The 21,808-nt window shown below is 68.1% G+C and carries 25 protein-coding genes and 1 pseudogene; 14 read left to right on the top strand and 12 right to left on the bottom strand.

Annotated elements, in window-relative coordinates:
- The first annotated feature begins 235 nt into the window (after positions 1-235).
- Genes G7043_RS34060 through G7043_RS34050 form a run of 3 tightly spaced genes read left to right on the top strand, consistent with a single transcriptional unit; the run spans position 236 to position 1,006 of the window.
- Positions 236-511, top strand: a complete 276-nt coding sequence (locus G7043_RS34060) for a hypothetical protein (protein WP_166052758.1) — start codon at positions 236-238, stop codon at positions 509-511.
- Positions 512-555: 44 nt separating this feature from the next.
- Positions 556-840, top strand: a complete 285-nt coding sequence (locus G7043_RS34055) for a hypothetical protein (RefSeq protein WP_166052757.1) — start codon at positions 556-558, stop codon at positions 838-840.
- 19 nt (positions 841-859) lie between these two features.
- On the top strand, positions 860-1,006 hold the full coding sequence (locus tag G7043_RS34050) for a hypothetical protein (RefSeq protein ID WP_166052756.1): 147 nt from the start codon (positions 860-862) through the stop codon (positions 1,004-1,006).
- A 70-nt stretch (positions 1,007-1,076) separates the two neighbouring features.
- Here G7043_RS34050 and G7043_RS34045 read toward each other — a convergent pair whose 3' ends face one another.
- The 7 genes from G7043_RS34045 to ruvC all read right to left on the bottom strand — a co-directional run bounded on the left by G7043_RS34045 (position 1,077) and on the right by ruvC (position 7,406).
- A complete protein-coding gene (locus tag G7043_RS34045) occupies positions 1,077-1,568 on the bottom strand; it encodes an adenine phosphoribosyltransferase (protein ID WP_086665022.1) in 492 nt (163 codons plus the stop codon).
- A 23-nt stretch (positions 1,569-1,591) separates the two neighbouring features.
- On the bottom strand, positions 1,592-2,746 hold the full coding sequence (gene secF, locus G7043_RS34040; protein ID WP_166052754.1) for a protein translocase subunit SecF: 1,155 nt from the start codon (positions 2,744-2,746) through the stop codon (positions 1,592-1,594).
- A 1-nt stretch (position 2,747) separates the two neighbouring features.
- A complete protein-coding gene (gene secD, locus G7043_RS34035) occupies positions 2,748-4,547 on the bottom strand; it encodes a protein translocase subunit SecD (RefSeq protein WP_166052753.1) in 1,800 nt (599 codons plus the stop codon).
- Positions 4,548-4,691: 144 nt separating this feature from the next.
- Positions 4,692-5,036 carry a preprotein translocase subunit YajC gene (yajC, locus tag G7043_RS34030; protein WP_166052752.1) on the bottom strand — a complete coding sequence of 115 codons (345 nt, stop codon included), beginning with the start codon at positions 5,034-5,036 and terminating at the stop codon, positions 4,692-4,694.
- Positions 5,037-5,129: 93 nt separating this feature from the next.
- Positions 5,130-6,143 (bottom strand): Holliday junction branch migration DNA helicase RuvB, encoded by a 1,014-nt coding sequence (gene ruvB, locus G7043_RS34025; protein WP_166052751.1) that lies wholly within the window; start codon positions 6,141-6,143, stop codon positions 5,130-5,132.
- A complete protein-coding gene (gene ruvA / locus G7043_RS34020; RefSeq protein WP_166052750.1) occupies positions 6,140-6,721 on the bottom strand; it encodes a Holliday junction branch migration protein RuvA in 582 nt (193 codons plus the stop codon). Before ruvA ends, ruvB begins: the two co-directional genes overlap by 4 nt.
- Before the next feature lie 115 nt (positions 6,722-6,836).
- The gene (ruvC, locus tag G7043_RS34015; protein ID WP_166052749.1) at positions 6,837-7,406 is read right to left on the bottom strand and encodes a crossover junction endodeoxyribonuclease RuvC; all 570 of its coding nucleotides are present in this window, start codon (positions 7,404-7,406) and stop codon (positions 6,837-6,839) included.
- A 136-nt stretch (positions 7,407-7,542) separates the two neighbouring features.
- On the opposite strand from ruvC, the gene G7043_RS34010 reads away from it, so the two are divergent.
- Genes G7043_RS34010 through G7043_RS33995 form a run of 4 tightly spaced genes read left to right on the top strand, consistent with a single transcriptional unit; the run spans position 7,543 to position 10,781 of the window.
- Complete coding sequence (locus G7043_RS34010) at positions 7,543-9,027, top strand: GGDEF domain-containing protein (RefSeq protein ID WP_313888204.1); 1,485 nt, start codon at positions 7,543-7,545, stop codon at positions 9,025-9,027.
- Entirely contained in the window at positions 9,024-9,455 is a 432-nt protein-coding gene (locus tag G7043_RS34005) for a cupin domain-containing protein (RefSeq protein ID WP_166052747.1), read from the top strand. The genes G7043_RS34010 and G7043_RS34005 overlap by 4 nt, the downstream gene beginning before the upstream one ends.
- Before the next feature lie 10 nt (positions 9,456-9,465).
- Positions 9,466-10,269, top strand: coding sequence for an alpha/beta fold hydrolase (locus G7043_RS34000; RefSeq protein ID WP_166052746.1), 804 nt, complete (start codon positions 9,466-9,468; stop codon positions 10,267-10,269).
- Positions 10,266-10,781 (top strand): S1 RNA-binding domain-containing protein, encoded by a 516-nt coding sequence (locus G7043_RS33995; RefSeq protein ID WP_207312085.1) that lies wholly within the window; start codon positions 10,266-10,268, stop codon positions 10,779-10,781. Before G7043_RS34000 ends, G7043_RS33995 begins: the two co-directional genes overlap by 4 nt.
- On the opposite strand, the gene G7043_RS33990 is transcribed toward G7043_RS33995, so the two are convergent.
- On the bottom strand, positions 10,765-11,640 hold the full coding sequence (locus G7043_RS33990) for a hypothetical protein (protein ID WP_166052745.1): 876 nt from the start codon (positions 11,638-11,640) through the stop codon (positions 10,765-10,767). The genes G7043_RS33995 and G7043_RS33990 overlap by 17 nt on opposite strands.
- Before the next feature lie 82 nt (positions 11,641-11,722).
- Here G7043_RS33990 and G7043_RS33985 point away from each other — a divergent pair, with 82 nt between their 5' ends.
- The gene (locus tag G7043_RS33985; protein WP_166052744.1) at positions 11,723-12,151 is read left to right on the top strand and encodes a MarR family winged helix-turn-helix transcriptional regulator; all 429 of its coding nucleotides are present in this window, start codon (positions 11,723-11,725) and stop codon (positions 12,149-12,151) included.
- Between the two features lie 116 nt (positions 12,152-12,267).
- On the opposite strand, the gene G7043_RS33980 is transcribed toward G7043_RS33985, so the two are convergent.
- On the bottom strand, positions 12,268-12,951 hold the full coding sequence (locus G7043_RS33980; protein ID WP_166052921.1) for an SDR family oxidoreductase: 684 nt from the start codon (positions 12,949-12,951) through the stop codon (positions 12,268-12,270).
- A 49-nt stretch (positions 12,952-13,000) separates the two neighbouring features.
- Here G7043_RS33980 and G7043_RS33975 point away from each other — a divergent pair, with 49 nt between their 5' ends.
- On the top strand, positions 13,001-14,035 hold the full coding sequence (locus G7043_RS33975; protein WP_086667652.1) for a serine hydrolase: 1,035 nt from the start codon (positions 13,001-13,003) through the stop codon (positions 14,033-14,035).
- 111 nt (positions 14,036-14,146) lie between these two features.
- Here G7043_RS33975 and G7043_RS33970 read toward each other — a convergent pair whose 3' ends face one another.
- From G7043_RS33970 to G7043_RS33960, 3 genes are read right to left on the bottom strand one after another with little or no spacing between them, the layout of a single operon-like run.
- Positions 14,147-14,953, bottom strand: coding sequence for a sugar phosphate isomerase/epimerase family protein (locus G7043_RS33970; RefSeq protein WP_313888203.1), 807 nt, complete (start codon positions 14,951-14,953; stop codon positions 14,147-14,149).
- On the bottom strand, positions 14,935-15,969 hold the full coding sequence (locus G7043_RS33965; protein ID WP_166052742.1) for a dihydrodipicolinate synthase family protein: 1,035 nt from the start codon (positions 15,967-15,969) through the stop codon (positions 14,935-14,937). Before G7043_RS33965 ends, G7043_RS33970 begins: the two co-directional genes overlap by 19 nt.
- The gene (locus G7043_RS33960; RefSeq protein WP_166052740.1) at positions 15,962-17,104 is read right to left on the bottom strand and encodes a Gfo/Idh/MocA family protein; all 1,143 of its coding nucleotides are present in this window, start codon (positions 17,102-17,104) and stop codon (positions 15,962-15,964) included. Before G7043_RS33960 ends, G7043_RS33965 begins: the two co-directional genes overlap by 8 nt.
- A 123-nt stretch (positions 17,105-17,227) precedes the next feature.
- On the opposite strand from G7043_RS33960, the gene G7043_RS33955 reads away from it, so the two are divergent.
- From G7043_RS33955 to G7043_RS47780, 5 genes and pseudogenes are all read left to right on the top strand, one after another.
- Positions 17,228-18,244 carry a LacI family DNA-binding transcriptional regulator gene (locus tag G7043_RS33955; protein ID WP_166052739.1) on the top strand — a complete coding sequence of 339 codons (1,017 nt, stop codon included), beginning with the start codon at positions 17,228-17,230 and terminating at the stop codon, positions 18,242-18,244.
- 108 nt (positions 18,245-18,352) lie between these two features.
- Positions 18,353-19,660, top strand: coding sequence for a hemolysin family protein (locus tag G7043_RS33950; protein ID WP_166052738.1), 1,308 nt, complete (start codon positions 18,353-18,355; stop codon positions 19,658-19,660).
- The gene (locus tag G7043_RS33945) at positions 19,657-20,682 is read left to right on the top strand and encodes a hemolysin family protein (RefSeq protein ID WP_166052737.1); all 1,026 of its coding nucleotides are present in this window, start codon (positions 19,657-19,659) and stop codon (positions 20,680-20,682) included. Before G7043_RS33950 ends, G7043_RS33945 begins: the two co-directional genes overlap by 4 nt.
- A 277-nt stretch (positions 20,683-20,959) precedes the next feature.
- Entirely contained in the window at positions 20,960-21,556 is a 597-nt protein-coding gene (locus G7043_RS33940; protein WP_166052736.1) for a dihydrofolate reductase family protein, read from the top strand.
- Positions 21,534-21,808: pseudogene (locus G7043_RS47780) on the top strand (hypothetical protein); the annotation flags it as partial. The gene G7043_RS33940 and the pseudogene G7043_RS47780, both read left to right, overlap by 23 nt.

The following is a 21,808-nucleotide window of genomic DNA, read 5'->3' as shown; positions in this document are numbered from 1 at the left end:
GACGCCACACGTTCGGGTGAAGCATCTAGCCAACGACCATAGGCTCCGTTAGTGCACATCTCTCTAGACGCAACGCAACCACTAGCAACCACGCACGCAAAAAACGACGATGCGCGCAAACGCACCACACCCCGCAACCAACAACGAAAATGGGCCACAGAAATTAGTTCCGGCGCACGCCCGACGAAGGAGGGCATGTGCCGGCCCGGCGAAGCCGCCTGACACACTCGCACCCGTGAGGACCCTGTTCTGGTGCGCCGCGATGTCGTTCGTGTGGCTCGGCACGATGGCGTACCTCGCCCTGGACGACCCGAACTACATCGACCAGAGGTCGATCATCGGTTCCACCGTGGGCTGGGTGATCGCGACCGCGCTGAGCTGGCTGGTGCTGCGCCGCGCGAAATCCCCGAAGCTGTGGGAGTTCGCGGTGGTGACGGCTCCGGCGTCCCTCGTCACGCTGGTCTTCGTCAGCATCGGCGCCGCCTTCGTCGCCCCGCCCCCTCTCGCCTGAACCCCACTGACACAATCAGGCCAGTTCAACGGTCTGGGGGCCTCGTGCACGAACATCGTCCGATCTGGCACAGCCTGGGGTTCGCGGGCGTCTGGTACGTCGCGATCGTCGTGCTCAACCTGTCCACCAACGGCGCCGGCGAGGCGATTCGCGCGGCGACACTGGGCGTGGTGCCCTGGCTCGGTGCCTCCGCCGCCCTGTGGCGGGTCGCGCACGGCGGCATGAAGGCGTGGCGGCTGATCCTGCTGGGACTGCCGATCTTCTACTTCCTGTGGGCGATCACCGTCGTCGTCGCCTACCGGTTCATAGCGCCGCCGCCCACCCTCTGACATGCCTTGGTCACTCGTTGTGAGTCGACGACAGGTCTGGGGGGACCACCTGCAACCGAATCCGTTCGCACCACCGCCGCCGTCGATGGCGCGGCCCGCTCCGCAGGGCACACCCGTGGTGATCGCCGCGTACACCGGCGCCGCGCTGGCGAAGGGGACCGGCTGATGAAGAGGCGCCTCAAGGCGTGACGCTGTTCATGCTGAACCAGATGTGACGGTGTCGCGCTGCTCGTCGGTCAGACGGCGAGCAGCGCGCTGACCTCGCGGCCCGCGAGCCGTGAGCGTCCGCCCAGCGCCGCGATCTCCAGCACCACCGACACACCCGTCACGATGCCGCCCGCGCGCTCGACCAAAGTGCACGCGGCCTCTGCGGTGCCACCGGTGGCGAGCACGTCGTCTACCACGACCACGCGCTGGCCGGGCTGGATGGCGTCGGCGGGCAGTTCCAGCGACGCGGTCCCGTACTCCAGGTCGTAGGACTGGGAGTCGGCGACCACCGGGAGCTTGCCCGGTTTGCGCAGCGGCACGACGCCGTAGCGCCAGCCGTAGCCCAGGGCAGCACCCAGGAGGAAGCCGCGCGACTCGATGGCGGCGATCACCTGGGTGCTGTCGTCGATCTTGTCCTGAAGGGCGTCGACCACGGCGCGCAGGGCGTCCGGGTCGGCGAGGATGGGCGTGAAGTCCCGGAAGACGACCCCCGGCTGGGGGAAGTCGGGGACTTCACGCATCAATCCCAGAGCGCGATCCAACTTCAACGCTGACGCTTTCCGGTCGGGCGGCGACGGGCGTCGCCGGCCTTGGCGGTGCGGTGGGGCACCGACGCGGCGGCGGCCATCGCCTCTTCCTTGCGCAGGTCCGAGGCGAGCGCGTCCTCGTCCACCGACTCGATGCCCTCGGCGACCTGGGGACCCGTGGCCTTGGCGCGGCGGGCGGCCACGCGCTTGGCCTGCGCGACGTACTTCGGGTCGCGCATCTTGAGGTCGACCAGCACCGGCGTCGCGATGAAGATCGACGACAGGGCACCGATGAACATACCCACGAGCTGCACGAGCGCGAGGTCCTGCAACGTGCCGACGCCCAGGATGCCGACGCCGACGACCAGCAGGCCGATGACCGGGAGGAGCGCGATCAGCGAGGTGTTGATCGAGCGCATCAGGGTCTGGTTCAGCGCCAGGTTGGCGGCCTCGCCGTAGGTGCGGCGGGTCAGGCCCAGCAGGCCTCGGGTGTTCTCCTTGACCTTGTCGAACACGACGACCGTGTCGTACAGGGAGAAACCGAGGATGGTGAGCAGACCGATCACCGTCGCCGGCGTCACCTCGAAGCCGATGAGCGAGTAGACGCCCGCGGTGATGATGACGTCGTGGAAGACGGCGACGAGCGCGCCGACGGCCATGCGCCATTCGAAGTAGAACGCCAGGAACGCCGTGACCGCGACGAAGAACCAGAACAGGGCCCACAGGGCCTTGCCGCTGATCTCACCGCCCCAGGACGCGGAGACGGCGCTGTCGGAGATCGCCCCCTGACCGCCCTGCGGCTTGGTGTCCTGCGCGATGGCCGTCTTGAGGGTCGCGACCTCGGCGACGTTCAGCGCGGGCGACTTGATCTGGATCGTCGCGCTGGCGCCGGAGCCCACGGCCTGCACGGCGGTGGGCTTCTTGCCGGGCAGGGCCTTCGCGTACGCGTCCTCGACGGCGTTGGTCGAGATGGTCTGGCTCGACTCCGAGACCGACGGCATCGAGATCTTCGTGCCGCCCTTGAAGTCGATGCCCAGGTTGAAGCCGTTGAACACCATCGAGCCGATGCAGACCAGCAGGATGATGCTGGACACGATGTACCAGCGGACGCGCTTGCCGACGATGTCGAAAGCGCCGTTGCCCACGTAGAGGCGCGTGAACACGCTGCTCATGTCAGGCCTCCTTCACGGCAGCGGTCTTGCCGGACGTGCCCGCACGGTGAGCAGCGCCTTCGCGGAAGGCGCCGCCCAGCCCGGACAGTTTCGGGTTGGACAGGAACTTGGACTTCGACGCCATCGCGACCAGCGGGTGCGTCACGAGGAACACGACCACGAGGTCGAGGACCGTCGACATGCCCAGCGTGAACGCGAAGCCCTTCACCTGGCCGACCGCGATGACGTACAGCACGGCGGCGGCGATGAAGCTGACCGCGTCGGCGCTCAGGATCGTGCGGCGGGAGCGGACCCACGCGCGCGGGACGGCCGAACGGAACGTGCGGCCTTCACGCACTTCGTCTTTCAGTCGTTCGAAGAAGACGATGAACGAGTCCGCGGTGATACCGATGGCGACGATGAAGCCCGCGATGCCGGCGAGGTCCAGGGTGAAGCCGATGAGCCGGCCCAGCAGGACCAGCACCGCGTAGATGATCACGCCGGACAGGGCCAGCGACAGGATCGTCAGGATGCCCAGGAGGCGGTAGTAGAACATGCAGTAGACGAACACCAGCGCGAGGCCGATGCCGCCGGCGATCAGACCCGCCTTGAGCGACTGCAGGCCGAGCGTCGGGGAGATCGTCTGCGCCTCGGAGGAGTCGAAGGACAGCGGCAGCGCGCCGTACTTCAGCGTGTTCGCGAGGTTCTGGGCTTCCTTCAGCGTGAACTTGCCGCTGATCTCGGTCGAACCGCCCTCGATGGCCGACTGGATGGTCGGCGCCGACATGACCTCGCCGTCGAGCACGACCGCGACGGCCTGCTGGACGTTGGCCGAGGTGAACTTGGCCCACTTGGAGCCGCCCTCGGACTTGAAGTCGAGGTTGACGACGTAGCCGGTGCCGTTCGGGTTGTTGTTGGCCGCGGCGTTGTTGATGTCCTCACCGGTGAGGCGCGAGTAGTTCTCGTAGTCGTCCGGCTTGGTCTGGGTGTCCTCCTTGGGAGGGTTGACCGGAGCCAGCGTGTACTTGAACTCGCCCTTCTCGTCGCAGGTGACGAGCGGCTTGTCGAGGTCGTCGTTGCCGCGCAACGGGTCCGGCTTCGAGCAGTCGAGCATGAGCGCGGCCTGCTGCAGGATCTGCGGGTCCGTGCTCTGGCGGAGCGCCTTGGCCTCCTGGATCTCCTTCGCGACCTTCGGGTCGACGTTGGAGGGGGCCGGCGGCGTGCTCGGCGGCGTGCTGGCGTTGCTCGACGGAGCGGTGCTGCCCGACGGCGGCGTGCTGGACGGCTGCGCGGCCAGGTTCGGCGCGGGGCGGCCCTGCGGAGCGTTGCTCGACGAGGGGGTGCCCGCGCTCTGGCTCGGCGGCGTGGACGGCGGCGTGCTCGCGTTGCCGGACGGCGGGGTGCTCGACGAGGTCTCCGGCGCGGTCGCCGGCGTGCCCGCCGGGACCGGCTGGCCGATGACCTTGCGGAACGCGAGGCGGGCGGTCTGGCCGAGGCCCTTCGCGCCTTCGCTGTCCGCGCCGGGCACGGTGATCGTCAGGTTGTTGCCGTCGCGCACGACCTCGGCACCGGAGACACCGAGACCGTTGACGCGGACCTCGATGAGGTCACGTGCGCGGTTCAGCGCCTCCTCGCTGGGCTGGGCCCCGTCTTCCTGACGCGCGGTCAGCGTGACGATGGTGCCGCCCTGGAGGTCGATTCCGAGCTTGGGTTTGGCCGAACCGTTCCCGGTGAGGAACACCAGGGCGTAGAGCGCGACCACGATGAGGACAAAACTCGCCAAATACTTCGCAGGGCGAATTTGCCCGGCCGGAGGTGCCACGATCCGTCCGTCTCCTAGTAGCGATGGTTTCCGAGCGCGCAGCGTAACGCGCGCCGCGTGAGCTGCGCGTCACTACCTGGAGTTGGCGGGGTTCACAGTTGCCAACTCCAGGAGTGCGAGCCGCAGTATCCGATTTTTTGGCGGTTACTTCTTGGCGTTGTGGTCCAGGGGCTCAGCGACCTGTGCGGTGGTCGCCTCGGCCTCGGCCTCGTCCGCCTTCTCCTCGACGACGGCCTCGTCGGTGTCGGCGACCTTCTCCCGGATGGCGGCGCGCAGCCAGCGCGTGACGACACCCTCCGAGATCTCGATGTCGATGGTGGTGTCGTGGCTCGCGTCGGCAACGGTGCCGTACAGACCAGAAGTGGTCATCACCTTGTCACCGGGCTCGAGCGAGTTCTGCAGAGACTGCTGCTCGGCCATCGCGCGCTTCTGCTTGCGCGCGCTGAGGAACAGCGGCACCGCCAGCAGAACCAGCAGCAACGGGAACATCAAATTGCCAAGGCTGCCCATCATTCTCCGATCAAGTGGACGCGGCTCGACGCACGTCCGATATGTCCAGGTGCTTTCACCGATTGTGCCAGGTCACCACAGTTGATCACCGGCGGGCGGTTCCAGACCCAGGTGGTACCACGCCGCAGGTGTCGCCACCCGGCCGCGCGGTGTCCGGGCCAGCATGCCAGCTCGCACCAAATACGGTTCACACACCTCTTCCACCGTGGTCGGCTCCTCGCCGACGGCGACGGCGAGCGTGGACACCCCGACCGGTCCCCCGTTGAAGCTCTTGACCAGCGCCTGCAGGACCGCCCGGTCGAGCCGGTCGAGGCCGAGCTGATCGACGTCGTAGACCTCGAGGGCCTGCTTGGCGATGTCTTCCGTGACCCTGCCGTCGGCCCTGACCTCGGCGAAGTCGCGGACGCGCCGCAGCAGCCGGTTCGCGATCCGGGGCGTGCCCCTGCTCCGGCCGGCGATCTCGATCGCGCCTTCGTCGTCGAGGTCGACGCCGAGGATCTTGGCGCTGCGCTTCACGATGAGGTCGAGCTCGTCGGCGCTGTAGAACTCCATGTGGCCGGTGAAGCCGAACCGGTCGCGCAGCGGCCCGGTCAGCGCGCCCGACCTCGTCGTGGCTCCCACCAGCGTGAACGGCGCGATGTCGAGCGGGATGCTGGTCGCTCCCGGCCCCTTGCCGACCACGACGTCGACGCGGAAGTCCTCCATCGCGAGGTACAGCATCTCCTCCGCCGGCCGGGCCATGCGGTGGATCTCGTCGATGAACAGCACGTCGCCCTCGACCAGGTTGGACAGCATCGCGGCGAGGTCGCCCGCGCGCTCCAGGGCCGGGCCGCTGGTGATGCGGATGGCGGAGTTGAGCTCCTTCGCGATGATCATGGCCAGCGACGTCTTGCCCAGGCCGGGAGGGCCGCTGAGCAGCACGTGGTCTGGCGCCGTCCCTCGTCGCATGGCGCCGTGCAGCACGAGTTCGAGTTGCTCGCGCACGCGCTGCTGGCCGACGAACTCGTGCAGGTCAGCGGGCCGGAGCGAGGTTTCGACATCGCGTTCGGCCGGCGCGACGTACGGGCTGAGCTCGTCCTCGGTCACTTGCGCCCCAGGGACGCGAGGGCCCGGCGCAGGACGGCGGACGTGGACTGGTCGGGGTTGTCGGCGAGCACACCGTCGACGGTCTGCTCCGCCGCCTTGGCCGGGAAGCCGAGACCGAGCAATGCCTCGACGACGTGGTCGCGCGTCTGGCTGTGCGCGGGCGTGGTGGGCGTCGGCAGGGCGCCGACCTTGTCGCGGAGCTCGATGATGAGGCGTTCCGCGCCCTTCTTGCCGATGCCCGGCACCTGCGTGAGCACGGTGATGTTGCCTTCGGCGAGCGCGTGCCGCAGCTTGTCCGGCTCCAGCACGGCCAGGGTGGCCAGGGCGATGCGCGGGCCGATGCCGCTGACGGTCTGCAGGAGCCCGAACAGCTCGCGGGCCTCGGCGTCGGCGAACCCGAACAGCGTGAGGCTGTCCTCGCGGACGATGAGAGTGGTGGCGAGGCTGGCCTCCTCGCCGCGGCGGAGGGTGGCGAGCGTGGTGGGGGTCATCTGGACGGCGAACCCGACCCCGCCCACCTCGACGACGGCGTGGTCGAGGCCGACATGCTGCACCTGGCCGCGCAGTGACGAGATCACCTGGTTCCTCCGGACTTCACGCTCACGCAGGCGTCCCCTCGCGAAGGGGACCCCTTGATTTCATTCTTCCAGCCGACCCTGACAATTTCGGTGGCCGCTGAAGCTACCGCGCTCGTCACGGCGCGGTCCGCCGCGCCGCCTCGGCCAGCTTGGCCTTGTGCACGCGGGCGAGTTCGGCGGCGCGGGCCTGGGCCTCTTCCAGCCGCGACCGCATCGGCGCGCGCCAGTGGTGACAGATCGCCAGCGCCAGCGCGTCCGCCGCGTCCGCCGGCTTGGGTGCCACCTTCAACCCGAGCAGCTTCGTGACCATCGCCGTCACCTGCGCCTTGTCCGCGCGCCCCGACCCCGTGACCGCGGCCTTGACCTCGGACGGCGTGTGGAACTCGACCGGCAGGTTCCGTTGCGCCGCGGCCAAAGCCACGACCCCGGACGCCTGCGCGACCCCCATCGCGGTGCGGACGTTGTGTTGCGCGAAGACCCGTTCGATCGCCACGACCTGAGGTTCATAACGGTCGAGCCACTCGCAGACACCGATGTACAGCTCGTGAAGTCGCACGGACAGTGGAGCGTCCACGGGCGTGCGCAGGACATCGACCGCCACGGCGCGCACCACGCGCCCAGGCCCACCGTCGACCACGCCGAAGCCGCACCTGGTCAGACCGGGGTCGACCCCGAACACCCGCACAACAGCTCCCCGGATCGCCGAACGAACAACAGTTCGAACCATATCCGGTGCGCCTGAAGTCGCGGAGCACCGACACGGTTCGACAAGTCCAGGTCGGCGTTACTACGGTGGTCGGGTTTCGATCACGGGAGTGACGGTGAAGAGGTTCTGGCTCGTGGTGGGGTGCGTCGGCACCCTCATGGCGATCACCATCCTCACCGCCCTCGCCGCGCCGCGTGAGATCGGCGTCGCGATCGACAAAGTCGTGCAACTCGTGTTCGCGATCGCCGCCCTCATCGCGTACGCGCGCCGCCGCAACAAGTGGATGACGGCGGCGATGACGAGCCTGACGGTCGGGCTGTCCGCGTGGATCTGGGGCCAGCAGATCCTCGGTGTGCAACTGCCGACGTCGACCATCGCGCCCCTCGGCTTCACGCTCGTGCCGATCCTGTGCCTGGCCGCGTTGATCGTGAAGGCACAACAACGCCGCGCCGACGACCTGTTGCCGAACTACCGCAGCCGCACGGTCGTGGTGCTCGACGGGCTGATCGTGATCGGGTCGCTCTTCGTGCTGACATGGGTGTCCGCACTGGAATCGCTCACACGCGCGTGGGCGACCGAAGGACCCGGTTTCGCCACCGTTGTCGCACATCCCGCTGCATACCTCGTGCTGCTCGTGGCGATCGTTGTGCTGTCGTGGACGCATCACTCCGTGCGTCAGTGGCCGATGTTGTTCGTGGCACTGGCCGGTATCGCGCAGTCGTCGTCGGGCTGGGTGTTCGCGTTCTACATCTCGAAGGGCATCACGGAGATCCCGGCGACCGCGGACATCGGCTTCATGCTGTGCCCGGCGCTGTTCTTCCTCGGCGCGCTGGCCCCGACCCGCAACCTCGAACCGACGTCCGGCCGCATGCGCATGGCCGACCTGCTGCACCTGTTCGTGCCGTACCTGCCGCTCGCGATCACCGGCCTGTTCATCATGTGGAACACCGCGACCGGCGGGCGCCTCAACCCGGTCGAGATCTACGTCGGTCTCGCCGTCGTGTGTCTCGTGATCGTGCGTCAGCTGTTCACGATGATGGACAACGTCCGTTTGATGGATCAGCTGCGTGTCTCTCGCGAACAGCTACGGCACGAGGCGACGCACGACCCGTTGACCAGCGTCGCGAACCGCTCGTTGTTCCGCGAACGGCTGGAGCGCGCGCTGGCCGTCAGGGATCGCACACAGCCGTTGATCCTGCTGTTCATCGACGTGGACGGGTTCAAGGCAGTCAACGACAACTACGGGCACGCCGAGGGCGACATCGTTCTGCGTAATGTCGCCGCACGGCTGGAGAACAGCGTCCGGTCAGAAGACACGGTCGCGCGGTTGGGCGGTGACGAGTTCGGCGTGCTGATCGACGGTGGCGACGCCGACGAGATCGGCGCGCGGCTGCTGGCCTCTCTCGCGCACCCGCACGTGGTGCACGGCCGTGTGCACCATGTGCACGCCAGCATCGGTGTGGCACAACGGTTCTCGCACGACCCCACGGTCACTGCCGACGACGTGCTCGGTGCCGCCGACGCCGCGATGTACACGGCGAAACGGCTCGGCAAGGGCATGGTCGTCGTGCACGGTTCACCGCTTCCGGAGATGACGTGACACCTGAGCAGTTGATTTCCTCGCTGGGCATGCAGGAGCTCCCCGTCGAGGGCGGCTACTTCGCGCAGACCCACCGGTCCGACGAGGTTTCCGCGATCGCGTACCTGCTGCGCAAGCCCGACTTCTCCGGCATGCACGTGCTGAAGCACCTGGAGATCTACAACTTCCACGCCGGTTCGCCGTTGCAGATGCTGCTGCTCTTCCCGGACGGCACCGTGCAGGAGCCTCTCTTGAGCGCGTCCAACCCGCAGGTCGTCGTCCCTCCGGGCGTGTGGCAGGGCAGCGCGCCGGCCGGTGACTGGTCGTTGGTCGGCACGGTGGTGGTGCCGCCGTACACCGACGACATCGTGGAATTCGGGCACGCCGACGACCTGTGCGCGCGTTATCCCTCTCACGCCGACGCGATCAAGCCTTTGTGTCGCTTCTAGGATCATCGGAATGGCGATCGTCCCGCTCAACGGCATCGAGCTGAACGTCCAGACCGAAGGCTCCGGCGACCTCGTGGTGCTGGTCATGGGCACCGGCAGTCCCGGTCGCGTGTGGCGCACCTACCAGGTGCCCGCGCTGGTCAAGGCCGGCTACCGAGTCGCCTACTTCGACAACCGCGGCATCAGGCCGTCGTCCGAGTGCGCCACCGGCTTCACGATCGACGACATGGTCGCCGACACCGCCGCGCTGATCTCGCACCTGGGCGCCCCGGCCCACGTGATCGGCACGTCGCTCGGCGCCCGCATCACCCAGGAACTGGCGCTGAAGCACCCGGAGCTGGTCCGCTCGGCCGTGATGATGGCGACCGCCGGCCGCCCCGAACCGCTGCAGCAAGCCTGGTCGCACGCCCTCTGCGACCTGCACGACAAGGGCGCCGAACTGCCGGTGGCGTTCTACGCGGCCGCCGCCGTGACCCGCAACGTCTCGCCGGCGACGCTGGCCGACCCGACGATCGCCCGCGACTGGCTGCAGATGTACGAGTTCGCCGGCTCCTCGGTGGGAGCCGGCGAACGCGTCCAGCTGGGCCTCTGCGACTACGAATCCCGCCTGGACGCCTACCGCGCCATCAGCACGCGCTCGCTGGTGATCGGGTTCGCGGACGACCTCGTCCTGCCACCCCGCCTGTCCCGCGAGGTGGCGAACGCGATCCCGGGCGCCCGGTACGTCGAGGTCGCCGACTGCGGGCACATCGGGTACCTGGAGCGGCCGGACGAGATCAACCGGCTGCTCCTCGAGTTCATCGGTGGCGCGTGAGCCCGGACGAGCACCCGGAGCTCGACGCGTTCCTGTCGTCGCTGGAGCTGGGCCGGCTGATGTCCGGCACGGTCGCGGCGATCGAGCGGTTCGGCGTGTTCGTGAAACTCGACGACGGTCCTGACCATCCGCTGTTCGCCGGCGTCGGGTTCGTCTCGCCCGCCGAACTTTCGTGGCGCCGCATCTCCAGCACGTCGGACGCGGTCCAGCTCGGGCAACGCGTCACCGCCGAGTTCCTCCAGTACGACACGTGGAACATGGAAGCCCGGCTGTCGTTGAAAGCAACGCAGCCGGACCCCCTGCGGACCTTCTCCGATGTCGTCACCGTCGGACAGGAACTTCGCGGCCGGGTGACGATGCTCGTCCCGTTCGGCGTCTTCGTCGAGATCGCGGACGGAGTCGAGGGCTTGGTGCCCGTACCCGACCTCGCTCAGCCAGGCGACGAGATCACCGTGGTCGTCGCCGAGATCGACCAGAAGCGGCGCACGGTGCTGCTCACCGGTCGAGGCTGAACACGTCGGTCGTCTCCCCCTTGATCAACACATCAAGGCGCCCACTCAACACGTACGTCCCATAAGGCGTGCGAGCCGCCGTAGTAGGTGCCGTCCCCCAGTCACGCTGGGACTTCACCTGCCACGTCCGTGTGTCCAAAACGGTCACAGCGTTCTTCCCAGGCGCACTAAGGCTGTTCGTGACAACCACCAGCCCAGCAGGCGTCAACGTGAGCCCGTCCGCCCCCGGCAGCTTCGGCGCGGGCAGTTCCTCGACGTGTCCCCGCGTGACCTTGAACAACGTGCCGTTCGTGTAGTGCCCGGTGATGAGGAATCCCCTCGGGTCCCAGACGATTCCGTTGTTCCCGAACGACGCCCCGCCCAGCCGTGAGTCGTGCGCGAACGCCGTGACGATGCCCGCCCGATCGACCCTCCAGATCGTGTCGCCCAACGTGCCGGTGACGTAGGCGTTGCCGAACGGGTCGACCGCCACGTCGTTGGCGCCGTTGGGGATGTCGACGAACTTCAACGGACGACCGGTCCGCAGGTCGAAGATCCCCAGCCCGGACTGCCCAGGCGATGACCGTTCCCCGAAACCGATGTCCCCGTAGGCGACCAACAGCCGACCGCGGTCCACCTGGACCCCGAACGTCGACACCATCCGGGTTCCGCTGACCAGCGGCCGGACCCGGCCGTCCACGCCGACCAGCGACACCGTGCCGTGGCGCAGCGAGCTGACCAGGAACTGGCCACGCGACGGATCCCACCGCACGCCCTCGGGGTGCAGCGACGGTGCCGACGCCACGACGGACCTCGGCGCGGCCGATGCCGTGCCCGTGACCAGCAACAACGCCGCCAAGACGGCAAGCGCGACGCGCATTGCTTCCCTCCAGTAAGAGCACTGATAGATATCAGGGTTCTGATAACTATCAATACTCTTACCACACTTCTACGATGGGTGGATGCGGAGCGGTGATCGGATCGGCGGAGACATCAAGCGCGCCGAGCTGGAGCTGATGACCGCGAAGGCGGCGGCGGTGCGGCCGGCGGGACTGACTGTGCCGCAGTACTCGGCGCTGCTGGCGTTGAGCGACCACCCCGGCGCGCCTGCTGCCGAACTCGCGCGGTTGTGCCTGGTCACGCCACAGACGATGACGACGATCCTGCAGAACCTAGTCGCCATGGGGCTCGTGGAGCGCACACCGCACCAGTGGCAGCGCAACGTCCTGGAGAACCGGTTGACCGAGGCGGGCTACGCGACGTTCAAGAAGGCCGACAAGGGCGCGGTCGCCGTGGAGCAGAAGCTGGCCGATGCGTTCACAGAGGAGGAGCGCACGCAGCTTCGCGCGCTCCTGCAGAGGTGTTCCGAGGTGTTGGGAAGTTCTTACTGAACGGGGTGCTGACCGACATCCCCTACGCCGACCTGCAGTCCATGCTGGACGATCCGCCCGGCAACCTGTTCAACCTGTGGCACAACATCGTGCCGGCGAAGGTCAGCACCTGACGTTCAGCGGTGGGCGGCCTGTCCGGTGGGCCGGATCAGGATCTCGTTGACGTCCACGGTGGACGGTTGCGAAACCGCGTAGAGCACCGCCCTGCCGACGTCCTCCGGCGCGAGTTTGGGATCGCCGACCCTGGAAGCGGGGATGGCGTCCGTGTCGACGAGTCCAGGTTGGACGACCGTGACCCGGACGCCGGTCCCCACCGCTTCGGCCCGGATCGCCTGCGCCAGCCCGGTGACCGCCCACTTCGTCGCCGAATACAAGTTGCCGGGCCGCACCCCGCGCCCCGCGGCGGACCCGGTCACCACCAGGTGACCGCCGGAACGGATCAACGCGGGCATCGCGGCGCGCGCGGTGAAGGCCGGGCCGCAGACGTTCGTCACCACCATGTCCGTCCATTCGGAAGGCTTGGCACCGGCCGAAGAGACGAACGACGTGTCGACGGAGACTCCTGCGTTCGCGAACACCACGTCGATTCGTCCCCAACGAGACTCCACACGGGACATGAGTTCCTGCACGGAATCAAACGAGGAAACGTCACATTTCGCGTCCCAGCCGCGGTCACCGACAGATTCTTCGGCCGAGCGCGAGGCCCTGACCACGCGATACCCCGCGTCGGCGGCCAGCGCGGCGGTCGCCGCGCCGATTCCGCGGGAGGCGCCGGTCACCAGGAAGACGTTTTCCATGATCGGAACCCTAGTCAGGGAAGTGTCAGTGCCGCCTGTTTTGATGTGCCGTATGACTTTGAACCGCAGGTCCGTGTTCGGACTGGGAACCGTCGCGGCCGCGACGGCCGTGCTCGGCTCCACCGGTGCAGCACAGGCGCAGGAAGACGCGGAGGCCGAGATCGAACGCTATCCGGCCTCCGCCGAGAGGTCGCGCAAGCGCGTGGCACAGGTTTACCGCAGGCAGACCCGCAAGGCGCGCGGCAGCTGGTCGTCGCTGATCACCGTCGCCGACCTCGACGGCACCACGAAGTCCGCCGTCGACGAGAACGCGGACAAGGTCGTCGAGGCCTACAGCGTCAACAAGGTGGCCGTGGCGGTCGCCGTGCTGGACAAGGTGGACCGCGGGCTGATCAAGCTCGACCAGACGGTCACCGTGTCGGCCGCGATCGTCATCCAGGACACCGACGGCATCTTCGCGCTCGACGGCGCGTACCCGAGCGAGATCACCGTCGGCCACGCGCTGGCGAACCTGCTCACCGTCTCGGACAACACCGCGGTCCGCCTGTGCGGCCTGGTCGCGCCGGCGCTGGAGATCAACCAGATCCTCCGCGACAAGGGCTTCGTGCACACGCAGGTCGTCCCGGTCGCGAACCCGAACCGGTTCTTCCTCGGCACCACGACCGCGCGTGAGACGCACACGCTGCTGCAGAAGCTGGTCGACGGCCAGCTGCTCACGCCCGCGTCCACCGCGTACCTGCTGAACATCCTGCGCGCGACGGCCAGCTTCACCGACGGCGTGCGGCTCAACCTGACGACCAACGAGCGGCTGCGGGTCGCCACGAAGGCCGGCTGGTTCGAGGACGGCCGCAACGAGGCCGGGATCATGTTCAGCGAGGACAACCGCGCGATCTTGATCTACTCGATGTTCGCGTCGGGTCAGTTCGACGGCGACAAGGCGACGAACGACGCCGACTTCAGCACCACGCACCCGGCTGTCGCGGCTCGCGCCGAGCTCGGCCGGTCGATGTTCGACGCCGTCATCAAGATCACGACGACGAAGCCGAAACATCGTGCAAAGGTTTACAGGTTCGTCAACGGCGGCTGATACCTGAGATTTCTCTGAAAACTGGACCAAAGAGGTCCAGTTTTCGGATATATACATACCAACGCCGGGGTCGGTCGTCGCCGCCGTCGACGACCGGCTTCCCCGCGTTATCTAAAGCGCCGGTTCCACAATGGAGTGGTACCTGCGTGAAACCTCCCCGATCACCTCGTCGAAGTCCGCCGCCCAGATGTCGGCGTTGAAGATCTCCACTTCGACATCTCCAGAATATCCGGTCGCGGCAACGTGCCTGGTCAGCCGGTCGAGATCGATGTTTCCATCGCCCGGATAACCGCGTCCCAGCAACACGTCCGCCGGCACCGGCGTGAGCCAGTCGCACACCTGGTACGACGCGATGTGCTCCCCCGCGCGCACGATCTGCGCATCGAGGTCGGGGTCCCACCAGACGTGCAGCGCGTCGACGACGACACCGACCGACTCGTGCTTCTCCGCGAGGTCCACCGCCTGCGCCAACGTCGACAGCACGCCGCGGTCCGCGCAGAACACCGGATGCATCGGTTCGAGAGCCAGTGTCACGCCCGCTTCCCCGGCGAACACCGACAGCTCGGCGATGGCGTCCGCGACGCGCTGACGTGCTCCGACCAGGTCTTTGTCAGCCGCCACGCCGCCGACGACCATGACCAACGTGTCCGTGCGCAACGCCGCTGCTTCTTCGATCGCACGGCGGTTGTCGTCCAACGCAGCACGGTTGTCCACGGCCGTGAGGAACCCTCCGCGGCACAACGACGACACGCGCAGTCCGGCGTCCGCGACGAGTTTCGCGGTGCGTTCCAAGCCGTGATCGGCGACCGGTTCGCGCCACAGACCGATCGACTCGATGCCGTGCCGGGCACATCCCTCGACGGCTTCGACGACGGTCGCGCGTTTGATCGTGGCCTGGTTCAGCGAGAGGCGAGCCACTGCTGCCACCTCCGTTCCGCGAAGTCCGGGTCGATCACACCGGCGATCTCCGCCAGTCGCTTGGCCTCGGCCAAATGTTCGACGCTGCGGGCGGTTTCCAGGCCGTCGAGCAGCAGGAATCGTTCCTGATGCCCGGCGAGCCACGCCAGGAACACCACACCGGTCTTGTAGTAGTAGGTCGGTGCGCTGAACAGGTGGCGCGACAACGGAACCGTGGGCGCCATGATCCGATGGAACTCATCGGTGTCACCAAGTGCGAGCTTCTGCAACGCCTTGGAAGCCACCGGTGCGATCGGATCGAAAATTCCCAGCAACGCGTCGCTGTATCCCTGGGAATCGCCCGCGATCAGGTCCGGGTAGTTGAAGTCGTCACCGGTGTAGCAGCGCACCCCGGCCGGCAGCCGGCGGCGCAGCCCGATCTCGTGGTCGGCGTCGAGCAACGACACCTTCACGCCGTCGACCTTGTCCGGACGCGCGGCGATGATCGCCAGGAAGTTGTCCGTGGCCTGGGCGACCTCGGTCGAGCCCCAGTACCCCTCCAGCGCCGGGTCGAACGCCGTGCCGAGCCAGTGCAGGACCACCGGTTCGCTCACACGGTCGAGCAAGGTCCCGTAGACCTTCTCGTAATCCTCGGGTCCGCGCGCGCACGCCGCGAGCTGACGTGAACACATCAGCACGGGCTGTGCACCCGCCTCCTGCACGATGTCGAGCTGCTCCAAGTACGCGTTCAGCACGTCATCGAGGTCGACCTCACCCGTGAGGTGATCAGTCGCGACGCCCGCGCAGATCCGCCCGGCCTTCTCCGCGGCGCTGCGGCGGATCAGCTCGGCCGCGGTCGGCCAGTCCAGGCCCATGCCGCGCTGTGCCGTGTCCATCGCCTCCGCGACGCCCAGGCCGTGCGACCAGAGGTGGTGCCGGAACGCCAGAGTCGCGTCCCAGTCCACCGTGCGCTCATCCTTCGCCACAACGTGTGCCGCGGCGAACACGATCCGGTTGTATTGATCTTGGCTAGACATCTTCGATCTCCACCCGCCGACCCTCCGAAGAGGACTGCAGACCAGCGGCCGCCAGCGCGACACCCCGAGCCCCGGCGCGGAAGTCGTGCGGGAACGGCGTGCCCTGGTAGACGTGCCGCAGGAACTCCGCCCACTGCACCTTGAAGCCGTTGTCGAAGTCCTCGTTGTCCGGCACCGGCTGCCACTGCTCGCGGAACGGGTGCGTGACCGGCAGGTCCGGGTTCCAGACCGGCTTCGGCGTGACGGCGCGGGACTGCACGAAGCACTCCCGCAGCCCCGCGACCGCACTCCCCTCGGTGCCGTCCACTTGGAACTCGACGAGCTCGTCGCGGCGCACCCGCACGCACCAGGACGAGTTGATCTGGGCGATCACGCCGTTCTCGATCTCGAAAATCCCGTAAGCGGCGTCGTCGGCGGTCGCGGCGTACTCGGTGCCCTGCTCGTCCCAGCGCGTCGGGATGTGCGTCACGGCGCGCGCCGTCACCGCCTCGACCCGGCCGAACAGGTCGTGGAGCAGGTAGCTCCAGTGGCAGAACATGTCCGAGACGATGCCGCCGCCGTCCTCCGCGCGGTAGTTCCAGCTCGGGCGCTGCGCGGGCTGCCAGTCGCCCTCGAACACCCAGTAGCCGAACTCGCCGCGCACGCTCAGGATCCGGCCGAAGAAGCCGCCGTCGATCAGCCGCTTCAGCTTGCGGATGCCCGGCAGGTAGAGCTTGTCCGCCACCACACCGTGCTTCACGCCCTTCGCGTCGGCCAGGCGCGCGAGCTGCAGCGCCTCCTCGACCGTCTCGCTGACCGGCTTCTCGGTGTAGATGTGCTTGCCGGCGTCGATCGCCTTGGTGATCGATTCGACGTGCTTCGACGTCACCTGCGAGTCGAAGTAGATCTCCACCGACGGGTCCGCGAGCGCCGCGTCGAGGTCCGTGGTCCAACGCGCGAGATCGTGGCGCTCGGCGATCTCCTTGAGCTTGTCGGCGTTGCGGCCCACGAGGACCGGTTCCACCTTCAGCACGGTCCCGTCCTGCAACCGCACGCCCTCGTCGCGCAACGGGAGTAGGGACCGGACCAAGTGCTGGCGATATCCCATCCGCCCGGTGACGCCGTTGACCGCGACCCCGATGGTCCGAACCGCCATCGCACCTCCCTGGTAGGAGCGCTGGAAAGCGCTTTCCCGCCACGCTAATCGCGGCACTTGACGGCCGTCAACCTCCGCGCGAGTTAGTCTCAGCGCTCACATGCACGTTTGACGGAGGTGGTCGTGTCCGCCCGACAGGTGACGCTCGCCGAGGTGGCGAAGCAGGCGGGTGTGTCGTTGGCGACCGCTTCTCGCGTGCTCAACGGCAGCACGCGCCAGGTGAGCGAGGAGCTGAGCGACCGCGTCCTGCGCACCGCCGAGAGGCTCGGCTACGTGCCGAACGCCTCGGCGCAGGCGCTGGCCCGCAACTCGAGCTCGTTGGTCGGGCTGGTGGTGCACGACATCACCGACCCGTACTTCTCGTGCATCGCGGCGGGCGTGACGCGGGTGGCCGAGGAGGCGGGGCTCGTCGTCGTGCTCGGCACGACCGGTCGCCGTCCCGAGCGTGAGGTGGAGCTGCTTTCTACTCTGCGTGCGCATCGGGCCCGTGCGGTCGTGCTGGCAGGTTCGCGGACGACCGACCGTGCGTCGCAGTCCCGGCTGGCCGCGGAGATCGACGCGTTCACCGAGCAAGGTGGGCGTGTCGCGTGCGTGTCGCAGGCGAAGCTCGGCACCGACACGGTCGTTCCGGGCAATCGCGCGGGTGGGCGCGCGCTCGCCCGTGCGTTGACCGAGCTCGGACACAAGAAGTTCGCTGTGTTGGGTGGACCTTCCGAACTCGTGGTGGCGCGCGACCGCCTCGCGGGGTTCAAGGCGGGGCTCGCGGACGCCGGCATCGCACCGCCCGCGGTCGTCAACGGCGCGTTCACGCGTGACGGCGGGTATGCGGCGGCGATGGAGCTGCTGGCGTCGAAAACGCGCGCTACCTGCGTGTTCGCCGTGACCGACGTGATGGCGATGGGCGCGATGGCCGCCCTGCGCGAGCGTGGCGTGCGGGTGCCGGAGGACATGTCGATCGCCGGTTTCGACGACATCCCGACGCTGCGCGACACGGTTCCGGCGTTGTCGACCGTGCGGTTGCCACTGGAGGAGATGGGCGAGATCGCCGCAGGTCTGGTGCTGGACGCGGGTGGTGACGAGGTCCGCACCGTCCGCGTGGCGGGCGAGGTGGTGCTCAGGGCGTCGACTGCTCACAATTAGACTCGTCTGGCTGTTCACGTACTTAGTCATGAGGAGTTGAGCCGTCCCCATGGGGTCTGGCCCTGGCTGGCATACCAACCCGGTCTCTTGTCGCTGTGGAGCGCCTAGGTGACCGGAATCCTTCTGAGCGTGCTCGGTCTGGTCGCCGTCCTGGCGCTGACCGCGGGCACCTTCATCGCGGTGGCGGCGGAGTTCTCGCTGACCGCGCTGGAACGAAGCACCGTCGAGCGTCATGTCGCCGAGGTCGGCGATGCGAAGGCGCGCACCATCGACCGTGCGCATCGCACTCTCTCGTTCCAGCTCTCCGGCGCACAGCTCGCCATCACGCTGACCACGCTGATCACCGGTTACATCGCGGAACCCGCGATCGCGTCGTTGATCGAGCCGGGCCTGACGTCGCTGGGCGTGCCGCTGTCGGTGGCCGACTGGTTGTCGCTGGCCCTGGCGCTGGCGATCGCCACGGCGTTGTCGATGGTGTTCGGCGAGCTGGTGCCCAAGAACCTGGCGATCGCGAAGCCCCTGGAGACCGCGCGGCTGGTGGTCGGCATCCAGGCGGCGTTCTCCACCGTGTTCCGGTGGCTGATCAACGCGATGAACAACTCCGCGAACTGGCTGGTCCGCCGGTTCGGCGTGGAGCCGGTCGAGGAGCTGGCGTCCGCGCGGTCGCCCGAGGAGCTCGGCGCGCTGGTCCGGACCTCCGCCGAGCACGGCACGCTGGACCAGGGCACCGCGGTGCTGCTGGACCGGTCGCTGCGGTTCGGTGACCGGACCGCGGGCGAGCTGATGACGCCGCGCGTGCGGGTCGAGGCGCTGCGGGCCGACGCGACGGTCGCGGACCTCGTGCTGAAGGCCCGCGAGACCGGGTTCTCGCGATTTCCGGTGCACGACGGATCGTTGGACGAGGTGCGCGGGATGGTGCACGTGAAGCAGGCATTCGCCGTGCCGTCTTCTCTGCGCGTGTCCACTCCTCTGTCTGCTCTGACGCGTCCGGTCTACTCAGTGCCGGAGACGTTGGAGGGCGACGCCCTGCTGGACCGGCTGCGCGCTTCGGGCCTGCAGGCGTCGCTGGTCGTCGACGAGTACGGCGGCACCGCAGGCCTGGTGACGCTGGAGGACGTCGTCGAGGAGATCGTCGGCGACGTGCGCGACGAGCACGACCGGGGCGAGGCGCCGCCGGTGCGTTCGCTGGGCAAGGACAGCTGGCTCGTGTCCGGGCTGCTGCGTGACGACGAGGTGGCCGAGGCGACCGGGTTCCTCATGCCGTCCGGTGACTACGAGACGCTGGCCGGTCTGGTGCTGGCGAGGCTGGGCCGGATCCCCGACGTCGGCGACGAGATCCGCGTCGACGGCTGGAGGGTCACCGTCATGAGGATGGACAAGCACCGCGTGGCCGAGCTGCGGGTGGTGTCGTCGTGAACTTCTTGATAGTCGTGTTGTTGTTGGCGGGCAACGCCTTCTTCGTCGGCGCCGAGTTCGCGGTGATCACCGCGCGCCGCGACCGGTTGGAAGCGTTGGCGGACAAGGGCTCCGCGCGGGCCCGTACCGCGATCAAGGCGTCGCAGCAGCTGCCGTTGCTGATCGCGGGCGCACAGCTGGGCATCACCTTGTGCTCGTTGGGCCTGGGTGCGATCGCCGAGCCCGCGTTGGCTTCGGTGCTGGAGGGGCCCCTCAGCGCCGTTGGCCTGCCTCTGGCCGTGGTGCACGGCGTGGCGTTCGCGGTGGCGCTGGTCATCGTCGTCGCGCTGCACACGATCCTCGGCGAGATGGTGCCGAAGAACCTCGCCATCGCCGGCCCGGAGCGCGCCGCCGTGTGGCTGGTCCCGGTGCACTACGCGTTCTCGCGGATGATCGCCCCGGCCCTGGCCCTGTTCACCGCGGTGGGCCGGTGGGTGCTGCGCCGCTTCGGCGTGGAGCCCGTCGACGAGCTGGAGTCCGCCTACACGCCGGACGAACTGGCCCTGCTGATCGGCCAGTCGCGCTCCGAAGGCCTGCTGGAGGACTCCGAACACCGCCGGCTGGCCCAGACCCTGTCGTCCGCCGAACGCACGGTGGCCGACGTCCTGGTGCCGCTGGACCGCCTGACGACCGTCTCCGCCTCGCCGACCGTCGGCGAGATCGAGGCCGCCGTCGCCGCGACCGGTTTCTCCCGCTTCCCGGTGCTGTCGGACGCCGGCCTGATCGGGTACCTGCACGTCAAGGACGTGCTGGACCTGGAGGGCGCGGCGACCCCGATCCCGCGCACTCGGGTCCGCGGCCTGCCCGAGGTGCCTGCGGACGCCCGTCTGGACGAGGCCTTGGCCGCGCTGCGTCGAGCGCAGTCCCACCTCGCGCGCGCGGTGTCCGCTGACGGCACCGTGCTGGGTGTCGTGGCGTTGGAGGACCTGCTGGAGGAGTACGTGGGCACCGTGCGCGACGGCACGCACGTGCGCTGGGTCTGAGCTGGTGGCGAGCCTGTGGACAACTTCCACAGGCTCGCCGCTGTTCCGAGTAGCCTGAGCTGCGGATTTGGCGTTTGTGGCGGCACCGGCCAGACGATTCACCCGATCGAGGTGTCCTGAAACGCCGTTACGTTTCCCTCGCGTAACGAGGCAGCGCGCGGGCCAGCGAACAGGAGCAGACGAGTATGCGGACCGGTATGTGACTTCCGGGGCCCGTCGAATTCCCGGTCGGCTGTTCGACCTGTAGGTGACGGACACACACAGGGAGGCACACGAAATGGGCAAGGTCTACACGGGCGCCAGCACCTCGATCGACGGCTACGTCTCGGGTCCGGACTTCTCCGGCTTCGACAAGCTGTTCGCCTGGTACGAGGCGGGCGACGTGGCGTTCACGGTGCCGACGGGCGCCATGACCGTCCACCTGACCCCGGCCAGCGCCGCCTACTTCGGCGGCCTGATCCAGACGACCGGCGCACTGGTCGTGGGGCGCAGGCTCTACGACTTCACCAACGGCTGGGGCGGCCAGCACCCGATGGGCGTGCACACCGTCGTGCTCACCCACCGCCCGCTGGAGAACAACGAGCACTTCACGTTCATCAACGGCAGCATCGAGGAAGCCGTTGCGGTGGCCCAGAAGCACGCGGGCGACAAGGGCGTCGGCCTGAACTCCGGCGAGATCGCCCGGCAGGCCATCGACGCTCGACTGGTGGACGAGATCTTCCTCGACCTGGTGCCGGTGATCCTCGGCGGCGGCACGCCGTTCTTCGCGCCCGGCAAGGGCTACGAGCTGGAGGGACCGCTCTCGGTGATCGAGAGCGCTTCGGTCACGCATCTGCGGTACAAGGTGAAGTATGAGGCTGCGCAAGCTGAGTGACACCGATGCGGCGGAGTTGCTGCAAGTCATCAGGGAGTCGCTCGCACACCTGAAGCCGTGGATGTCCTGGGCGACCGACGACTACGACGCGTCCACGGCGGCCGGCTTTCTCACCGCGACGGCGGAGGGCTGGGAGAACGGAACCTTCTTCAACCACGCCATCACCGTCGAGGGCGCGATCGTCGGGGTGGCCGGCGCGGACCGCGCCCGGCCCCCCCCCCACGGGGGTCACAACGAAAGGGGCGACCCCAC

Origin of the sequence: Lentzea alba (assembly GCF_011067745.1) — a bacterium.
Classification (GTDB): Bacteria; Actinomycetota; Actinomycetes; order Mycobacteriales; family Pseudonocardiaceae; genus Lentzea; species Lentzea alba.
The sequence above is the reverse complement of the archived record's forward strand: the minus strand, read 5'-3'. Positions and strand labels throughout refer to the sequence as shown.